5 protein-coding genes are annotated in these 9,215 nt (G+C 45.4%); all 5 read left to right on the forward strand.

Features of this window, described 5'->3' with window-relative positions; all coding sequences use genetic code 11:
* On the forward strand, nt 1-517 hold a 517-nt coding region (locus QZ310_RS13240), incomplete at its 5' end, for an IS982 family transposase (protein WP_297073666.1).
* Between the two features lie 189 nt (nt 518-706).
* Nucleotides 707-1,360, forward strand: coding sequence for a hypothetical protein (locus tag QZ310_RS13245; protein ID WP_297073668.1), 654 nt, complete (start codon nt 707-709; stop codon nt 1,358-1,360).
* A 34-nt stretch (nt 1,361-1,394) separates the two neighbouring features.
* Nucleotides 1,395-3,308: a S8 family serine peptidase gene (locus QZ310_RS13250; protein WP_297073670.1), complete on the forward strand. Its 1,914-nt coding sequence runs from the start codon at nt 1,395-1,397 to the stop codon at nt 3,306-3,308.
* Nucleotides 3,309-3,876: 568 nt separating this feature from the next.
* Nucleotides 3,877-6,873 (forward strand): TonB-dependent receptor, encoded by a 2,997-nt coding sequence (locus QZ310_RS13255; protein WP_297073675.1) that lies wholly within the window; start codon nt 3,877-3,879, stop codon nt 6,871-6,873.
* Nucleotides 6,874-6,897: 24 nt separating this feature from the next.
* Nucleotides 6,898-8,691, forward strand: coding sequence for a RagB/SusD family nutrient uptake outer membrane protein (locus QZ310_RS13260; protein ID WP_297073673.1), 1,794 nt, complete (start codon nt 6,898-6,900; stop codon nt 8,689-8,691).
* The last annotated feature ends 524 nt before the right edge of the window (nt 8,692-9,215 follow it).

A 9,215-nucleotide genomic window follows, 5' to 3' on the forward strand; every position in this document is an offset into this window, starting at 1 on the left:
GATTCTGATACATAAGACATTCAAGGGGTTGGCGGAACGTGGCAAATGTTCAATGGGATGGTTCTTCGGTTTCAAGCTACACCTGATAATAAATGATCGCGGCGAGATTCTGAACTTCATGTTCACACCCGGCAATGTCGATGACCGCGAGCCATTGTACTCGGAGTCTTTCATTGAGAATGTCAAAGGTAAACTCTGTGGTGACAAGGGATATATAGGCAAACAACTCTTTGAGTTCCTGTTCATGAACGGAATACAGCTTGTGACAAAAGTCAAGAGCAATATGAGAAATTCGCTTATGTCTGTCGCTGACAAGATTATGCTGCGGAAACGCGCTCTTGTAGAGTCTGTCAATGACGAGCTGAAGAATATCGCTCAAATAGAACACTCAAGGCATCGGTCGTTCACAAACTTCATTACCAACGCCTTGAGTGCTATTGCGGCTTACTGTTTCTTTCCTAAGAAACCATCTATTTCTTTGGATTTCGTTTTCGACAATCAGCTAACTTTGTTCTGATTGCTTATATCGAACTCACGTTATTTATGGTAAAAGTTATATGAGTTAATTCAATTGCTAAATAATGTTAAGATATATAGAGCATTTTGAAATATCGAAAAATACCACTACCTTGCAGCTAAATATTAAGGTGAAAAGGTAAATCTATTACCATTGTTATATTTTTTAATTATTTAATTCAGAAAAAACATGAAAACGCGATTATTGACTTTGATGTCAGCGCTGTTTGCGCTGATGGTGATTACTACGTCATGTGAAAGTGATGATGGACCTGCGGAAAATCAGTATTATTGGTTTGGCCATGAAAAAGTAGCCATACAAGAAGTGAAGGGCAAATATCGGATTGCTTTCCATTCTGTTGATAAGGAGAAAATAACCTCCGAACTCGCAAAACATGGCTTGTCGCTTGTAGATGTTGAAACAGGGATAAGTTATACGTCCGAAGGTGTTACAGAGGAAGCAAAAAAACTATTCAAAGATTACCTGACTGCCACGGTAAATGGAGATTATGATAAGATAAAGGGTATTAAGCCATATACATTCAGTTTACTTCCATACTACACTTTGATAGAAGATGGTCGGGAATTGATTCCTTATATGACTTTTGATGTAAAATTAAAGGACGGTGTGACTCAGGAGCAGCTCGAAACCTTGGCAACTACTAACAACGTGATTTTGGTAGAAAAATCTGCATTTCTTGATGGGTGGTATACTTTGGCGTGTACCAATGATTCAAAATGTAATCCTGTCGAGATGGCAAACCTTTTCTATAAAAGTGGCCTGTGTGAATACTCCCAACCATCCTTTGGTGGCCTCGGAGAATTGCATGGAATACTCAGATAGGTGATATTTTGTATAACTTGAAGTAAAATTGCAAATGGAAAATTATAAAAAAATATATATAGTTCTCTTGGTAATGATAAATATTATTGCCGGAGGATGTAGTTCTTCTTTATTGGATGAACCCTATGAGGAACATAATTCATTGTCACGGTCATTGGATGAGACTGTTTTATCTCCATCAGATACAACAGATTATTTTTGGCTTGAAAATGAAAAGAAATTTCTTCAAAAAGTTGAGGGAAAGCATGTTGTGATATATAATCCATCCAAAATTGGGATTCTACATGAGAAAATAAATGGAAGCAGTATAAGCCTTCAAAGTATTGGAAATGCTACTGTATTTAATGCTCAGGAGAATCTTTTAGCTGCTAATTTTAAGGTTGCAATTATTCAGGGAGACGATGAAGATATTGCTCCAATTTTATCTGATTCATATTATTCAGCTCCATATTATAGAATGACCAACGGAAAAGAAGTTGGATTAAATAACCGGTTTTATGTGAAGTTGAAAGATGATGCGGATTTTGAGCTTTTGAATGATTTTGCTGTAAGAAATAATGTGGACATAATCTGTAAAGATGAATATTTAGAAAAATGGTTTGATTTGTCCTGTTCGAAGTATTCTAAAGGCAATGCTTTGGAAATGGCTAATTTGTTTCAAGAAAGTGGTATGTTCGAGTATGCCTGTCCTGATTTAATAGGGGCATGTATTTTTGGGTGTATTGATGAACCTTTGTTTTTATCAGGTGATTTATGGCATCTTGATAAAATTAATTATTGCAATTCAAAGGACATAATATCCGAGGGCTCGTCAGATGTGATTGTTGCCGTAATAGATACTGGAGTGGATATTTATCATAGGGATTTTGACGAAAATCTTTTATCTGGTTGGGATGCGTTTACTCAAACTGCTCCAAATAGGGTTTGGCATTCTCATGGAACAATGGTCACGGGGTTTATTGGGGCGGTACCGAATAATAATCAGGATGTTGCCGGTGTTGGATACGGAACAAAAATTCTCCCTATTAGTATTGGTGGAGGTAACACTGAGGCATATACTCCAACTGTCGAAGTTGTAGAAAGAGCATTCAATTATGCTATAAATAATGGAGTAAAAGTAATTAACTGCTCTTGGAGTTTTGATAATCCCAAAATTGGTGATATCGTAAGGAAAGCATTGGATAACGATTGTGTCGTAGTGTTTTCTGCAGGTAATGAGAATGGTAAAGTTGGTTATCCTGCTAATTCAGATTCAAGAGTACTTGTTGTCGGTGCCATTAATAAAGATGGAGAAAGAGCATCATTTAGTAATTATGGTAGCTGTTTAGATGTTGTTGCACCAGGAGAAGATGTGTATTGCCTTTATCCTGGTAGTGGTACAATAAAAAGTTCGGGAACTTCATTTGCCGCTCCGCAAGTAGCTGGTCTTGCCGCCATGATTCTCTCAAAATATCCAGAGCTAAAGCCTTCAGAAGTAATATATCGAATAGAAAAAACGGCATCGAAAATTGGACCTTATCGCTATAGGTATCAACATTCTCAGTCGTTTGCAACTCGGAATGATGAAATGGGATATGGTCTTATTAATATGTATGCTGCTCTTGCTCCTAAAATACCTTATTTAGTAACTATCAAGATTAAAAATTTGTCATCTTATATGACAATGACGGCATTCCGTTTTGATATCTGTAATACTAATTACCAAGAACTTCACGAGTTTGTGATTGAAAATAAATTCGGAGTATTGAATTATGGTGAGGAGTATATAGCATATGTAGATTTGCCCCCGGGTAAATATATAGGTGAAGCAGTCGCTGAGTCAGTCGGAGGTATTGAGGGTGATTGTGAGTTTGAGAATATAAAGGGAGGTACTATTACATTCGAGTTTACTGGATCTACTTTGGACAAGCTTGATTGGTCTACTGCTGTATTTGAACCGGCAAGGTGATTTTCATCCGAAGTAATTGATTCAGGTAAAATCGGTTCCATACTAATATGGAACCGATTTTATTGTAACTTCGAGGTGTTTGATGGTGTTATATTTGAATGATGGATTGGCGTGTCGGAGGTTGGGCTTATTGTATTACATACATAGTTGGTTAGTGTGTTTCTCGGTGTGGAATGTTCGTTGGGGTGCAGGATGATAAAGGCTCGGATTTATGCCTTATTTGGCTAAAATATGGCAAATTTCTTGCGGAAAGAGAAAAAAATGAGGCTTATTGTATGTTTAGGGTAATAAAAATTTACTAAAAATTTGTTATTCTACGAAAATTATTGTTTACCTTTGCCTACATCTTATTGTAGATAATCTATACCATTATTATTACGTCCTCGCCTCAATTATTACGTTTCAGCATAGCATCATCAATAACGTTGTTACGCAAACCGATAATTATTATAATCATTTAAATACCACTCATTATTGCATCATGGAAAACAGAAAGATGTTAAAGGATGTTAATCAGAAAGGGGTAAAAAGCCTCGGCCGATACCTTCTGACTCTGATTATCGCAGTGATGACCCTTGCGGCCACTGCTCAGACCAAGTCCGTAACCGGCACGGTGACAGATGAAACCGGCGAACCGGTAATCGGTGCCAACGTAGCGGTTCAAGGCACCACGATGGGCACAGTGACCGACATTGACGGTAACTTCGCCCTCAACAACATTGCCAACAATGCCGTCCTCTCCATCAGCTATGTAGGCTATGTGACCGAGGAGGTCTCCGTGGCGGGAAAAAGCGTTATCAATGTAACCCTCAAGGAGAACCGTGAAGTTCTCGACGAAGTCGTCGTCATCGGCTACGGCACCGTGAAGCGTAGAGACCTGACAGGTGCTGTCGCTTCGATGAAAAACTCAGACGTGGTCGTCGCTCCTACCAACAACGTCATGGAAGCCCTTCAGGGCAAGGTTGCCGGTATGGACATCACCAAGGCCAGCGGTGAGACAGGCGCGGGAGTGAATATCCTGCTCCGTGGTTCGCGCTCCATCTACGGCAGCAACGAACCCCTCTTCATCATCGACGGTATGCCCGGCAGCTACAATCAGGTCAACCCCAGTGACATTGAGTCGATTGACATCCTCAAGGATGCATCATCCACGGCAATCTACGGTTCAGCCGGTGCCAACGGCGTTGTCATCATCACTACCAAACGCGGTACCGAAGGCAAGGCCGTCGTTAACTTCGACGCCTACTATGGTTTCAGTGGAGATGTGAATTTCAAGCACGGTATGGTTGGCGACGAATGGGTCAACTACCAGCGTGAGGCCTATAAGTACAACAACGGCACTTATCCCGCCGACATGGCCACTATTTTCGGCAATCCCATCTACACCGAAGCCTACAATGAGGGCAAATGGATTGACTGGGTTGACCTTGCTTCGGGCCATCGTGCAACTTCACAGAAATATGCTCTTTCTGTAAGCGGCGGCACCAAGCAGACACGCATATTCGCATCGACCTCCTATTCCCGTGAGGAGGGTCTGCTCAAAAACGATGAGCGCGACCTCTACTCGCTTCGCCTCAACATCGATCAGGAAATCAATAAGTATGCCACTATCGGTTTCACCAGCAACCTTACTTATTCAGACCACGACCGTGGTGTGAAGAACACTTTCACCAAGTCGCTCACGGCCTTCCCGCTCGGCGATGCCTATGACGCAGAAGGCAATCTTCAGGATGAGTTCATCAACAGCCAGTTCTCACCGCTCGGCGACTTCATCGCCGACCAGTATGCCTATAATATCAAGTCGACCTACATCAATTCAATCGGCTATCTCGAAATCAACCCTTTCAAGGGACTTAAATTCCGTTCGCAGATAAATACCACCCTCTCCAACAGCCGTCAGGGCAACTACTGGGGTGCGAAAGCCAATGCAAATCCTCCTTCTTATTCAAAATCTCCCTACGCACAGAAAACCCACTCAAACGGCTGGTCATACACCTGGGAAAATATTCTCTCGTATAACGCCGACATCAAGGACCACTCTTTCGGCGCACAGTTCATCACATCCTACAACAAGAACACAAGCGAGGGCACAATTGCCGGCAGCGGCGGTTTCCTCGTCGACACCTGGCAGTACCACCGCCTGATGTCGGGTACTGAAGCCCTCCATGTGGAGTCAAGCTATGCACGCGACCAGAAGATGTCATACGCCTTCCGTATCAACTATAACTACAAGGGTCGCTATCTCCTCAACGTCTCTACCCGTTGGGACGGCGTGAGCTGGTTCTCCGAGGGTCATAAGTGGGATGCCTTCCCTGCAGCCGCAGCTGCATGGCGCTTCTCTGAGGAAAGCTTCATGGCCGACACCCGCAACTGGCTCGACAATGCCAAACTCCGTGTCAGCTATGGTATCACAGGTAATGCCGGTGGTATCGGTGCATACGGAACTAACGGCCAGGCCTACATCTTCTCTTCAGCAGGTGTAACTGTCGGTGACCAGGCCGTACCTTTCGTTCAGTATTCAGGCACAGTTCCCAGCTATGGACTTGGATGGGAGAAATCCTACAACTGGAACATCGGTCTTGACTTCGGAGTCCTCAATGGCCGCATTGACGGATCTGTGGAATGGTTCAAGACAACAACCAAGGGTCTTCTCTACAAGCGTACCGTCCCCATCACTTCCGGTCTGACCGGTTGGGGCTCTCCCCTCGGTCAGTGGCAGAATCTTGCCGAAACCGAGAACCACGGTGTCGAAATCACCCTCAATACCCGCAATATCGTCACAAAGGACTTCACTTGGAGTTCGACCCTTACCGCCACATGGAACAAGGAAAAGATTGTGTCACTCCCCGACGGTGACCTTATCGGTGAGAGCCTCTTCGAAGGCCACCCCATCAAGTCAATCTACGGTTGGAAATATGACCGCCTGTGGCGCACCACCGATGATGCCGAACTCATGAAAAAATATAATGTCGAGCCCGGTTTCATCAAGATTCATACTGTCCCCAAGGTTACAAATACAGAAACCGGTGAAACTGACAACGGTGTGCACCCCTACGGAAATGATGACCGTCAGATTCTCGGCCATACCAATCCCAACTGGATTGTCGGTTTCAACAACTCCTTCCGTTACCGTGACTTCGATCTCTCGGTGTTCATGATGGGACGCTTCGGCCAGACCATCCAGAGTGATCTTCTCGGTTACTATACTGCCGCCAACTCTGTCACAACCAACCAGATTTCAGGTGCTGACTATTGGACCGAGGATAACCAGAATGCCTACTACCCCCGCCCCGGCACCAACAGCAAGCAGACCACCGTCATGCCTTCGCTCCGCATAGCCGACGGCTCTTTCGTCAAGGTCAAGAACATCACCCTCGGCTACACTGTCCCCGCTAAGTGGACAAGAAAGGCAATGATTGAGCGTCTGCGCATCTACGGTACCGCTTACAATCCCTGGATTATTGTCAACGACAGCAAGCTCAAGGGCACCGACCCCGAAATGGGCGGCGCTGACAACTTCCCGACCTACAAGCAGTATGTCTTCGGTATCAACCTTACATTCTAATCCCTAATAAAGACAAGACAAATCATGAAACTCAATATATCCACCATACTTACCGGTTGCGGACTGGGTGCTATGGTTGCCCTCCAGTCCTGCTCACTCGACGAGTATAACCCCGGCGGTTTCGACATTGACAACATCGCCACCAGTACAACCGGTTACGAATACATCATCAATCAATGTTACTTCGGTCTGGAGCGTGGCTTCTACAATACCACCGACTTCATGAAATTCACCGAGGCCAACTCCGACCTCTGGACCTCCAAGACCAATACGACCGGTGAGGATGACCACTTCTTCCGCTACTATGCCAAGGCTCCGAGACAGGACTATACGAATACCTTCTGGAATGCGGCCTACGACGGTATCGGCGGCTGCAACATCGCCATCCGCGATGCCTCCCTGGCTCCTTTCGCCACCGAAGCCGAGCGCAACGAGAAAGTGGCCGAGGCCTACTTCCTCCGCTCCCTCTACTACTATCACCTTGTCGAGATGTTCGGCGGTGTGGTATTGACCGATGAGAACACCACGATAACCACCTACTCTCCGGAGCGTACCCAACCCATCGACATCTACACCAAGATAATCATTCCCGGATTCCGCTTTGCGGCTGAATGGCTCCCGAAGGGTGACGATACGTTTGATGGTCGACCCACCAAGAAAGCCGCTCTCGGATTTCTCGCGAAAACATGTCTCGCAACTCAGCAGTATGGGACGACTGAATTCCTTCAGGAAGGTCAGGAAGCGGCACAGAAACTCATCACTGACTGTGAGAACGGTGGCAGCACCTACGGAGCATATATGTATCCTACCTTCGATGAGGTTTTCAAGGAGTCAAACAACAAGACCAACAAAGAGGCTCTCTGGAAATACTCCATCAACGAAAAGGGTGCCAGCCTCGGCAACCATAAGCTCAACCAGAATGATCAGCATTTCATGTGTCAGCTCAACCACTTCGGCGCGCGCATCTTCGGCACCGAGGAATCCATCAAGGCATGGGATGGCGGTCAGGCAGGCAGCTTCATGCCTACGCAGTATCTGCTGAGCCTCTTCGTGCAGGCCGACGGCTCGCTCGACCCCCGTTTCCATAAGAGCTTCATCACCGAGTGGAATGCCAACAACGCATACTCCTGGAGCGAGGGCGATTGCGCTCTCTATGGCAAGGCTGCTTCCAAAAAGGATACACCCATCGCTGTGGGAGACCTCGCCATCAAGATTGTCGTTCCTCAGGATCCCGACTATGACACGGAAATAGCCAACAAGCCAAACTCCAACTATCTTCTCGTGGACTACAAGGATGTGTATGATGATTCCAAGAAGTCAATCATCATGAAAAAGGGTGAAGGCGAAAACAACTACCGCTATTTCTACCCCTCGCTCAACAAGCACTGCAGCACAAACTACTATGACGCTAATATAAAGAAGAACCGTTTCGGCAACAAGAACGCCATCCTCGTCATGCGCATGGCAGAGATTTATCTGATTGCGGCTGAATACGACATTCTGCTCAACGGTGGCGGTAAGGCTATGGGCTACATTAACAAGGTGCGTCAGAGAGCCGGTGCAAACCAGCTTTCAGGTGTGGCCGATATCCGTACCGTCATCGACGAGCGTGGTCGCGAGCTTTGCGGTGAGTTCACCCGTCTTTATGATCTCAAGCGTACAGGTCTGTTGAAGGACGACTCCTATCTCCGGTCCACTCATCCTGAGATAGCCGACTATTTCAACGTTAACTACGTGCTCCGTCCGGTTCCGCAGAACTACACTGACCTCATCATTAACGGAGACTTGTTCACCAACCCCGGTTATAGTTCAAAATGATATATCCCACGGAGTGATGGAGTGGCCTGTGACTACCCGTGGTTTCTGGCCATTTCATCTCCGGAGCGGAACTACATCATGTAAATAATAAGGGTACATTTATTTTTTAAGGAGTGTACGTTAACGTCAGACTGTGATCGACACATCTGACCCGCTGTCTTAATCTTTTGAATTTAGACTACCGTAACCCGCTGCGAAGGGTGCGCCACCGGCGCACCCTTCGTTTGTTCCCATTCCTATAATCTTAGGCTCAAACCATAATCACAGTGCATGAAACTCGTAAGTATCTGAAAAAGGTACATAAAGCCATAAGATCAGAAGATACAAAAGATTGATTTCAAGCAAATCATCCTATCATATAACAAATTTGTTATATTGCTCCAAGCTAATGCGGAACGCGTTATAGGGACTTCTGTTACCTTTACCACTTTTGTTCTTTTGTATCATGTGGTGGGGTGGTGCCCCCGTGCCGGATGGCAGATAGTAAGCTGCGGAGCAGCGCTGCCGTAATAGCCCCGCATCGA

The sequence above is a fragment of the uncultured Duncaniella sp. genome (assembly GCF_910577345.1).
GTDB lineage: Bacteria > Bacteroidota > Bacteroidia > Bacteroidales > Muribaculaceae > Duncaniella.

What these genes read in the sequence shown, in the direction of transcription:
- QZ310_RS13245 (WP_297073668.1), top strand. Translation starts at nt 707, where the DNA reads ATGAAAACGCGATTATTGACTTTGATGTCAGCGCTGTTTGCGCTGATG.
- QZ310_RS13250 (WP_297073670.1), top strand. Translation starts at nt 1,395, where the DNA reads ATGGAAAATTATAAAAAAATATATATAGTTCTCTTGGTAATGATAAAT.
- QZ310_RS13255 (WP_297073675.1), top strand. Translation starts at nt 3,877, where the DNA reads ATGACCCTTGCGGCCACTGCTCAGACCAAGTCCGTAACCGGCACGGTG.
- QZ310_RS13260 (WP_297073673.1), top strand. Translation starts at nt 6,898, where the DNA reads ATGAAACTCAATATATCCACCATACTTACCGGTTGCGGACTGGGTGCT.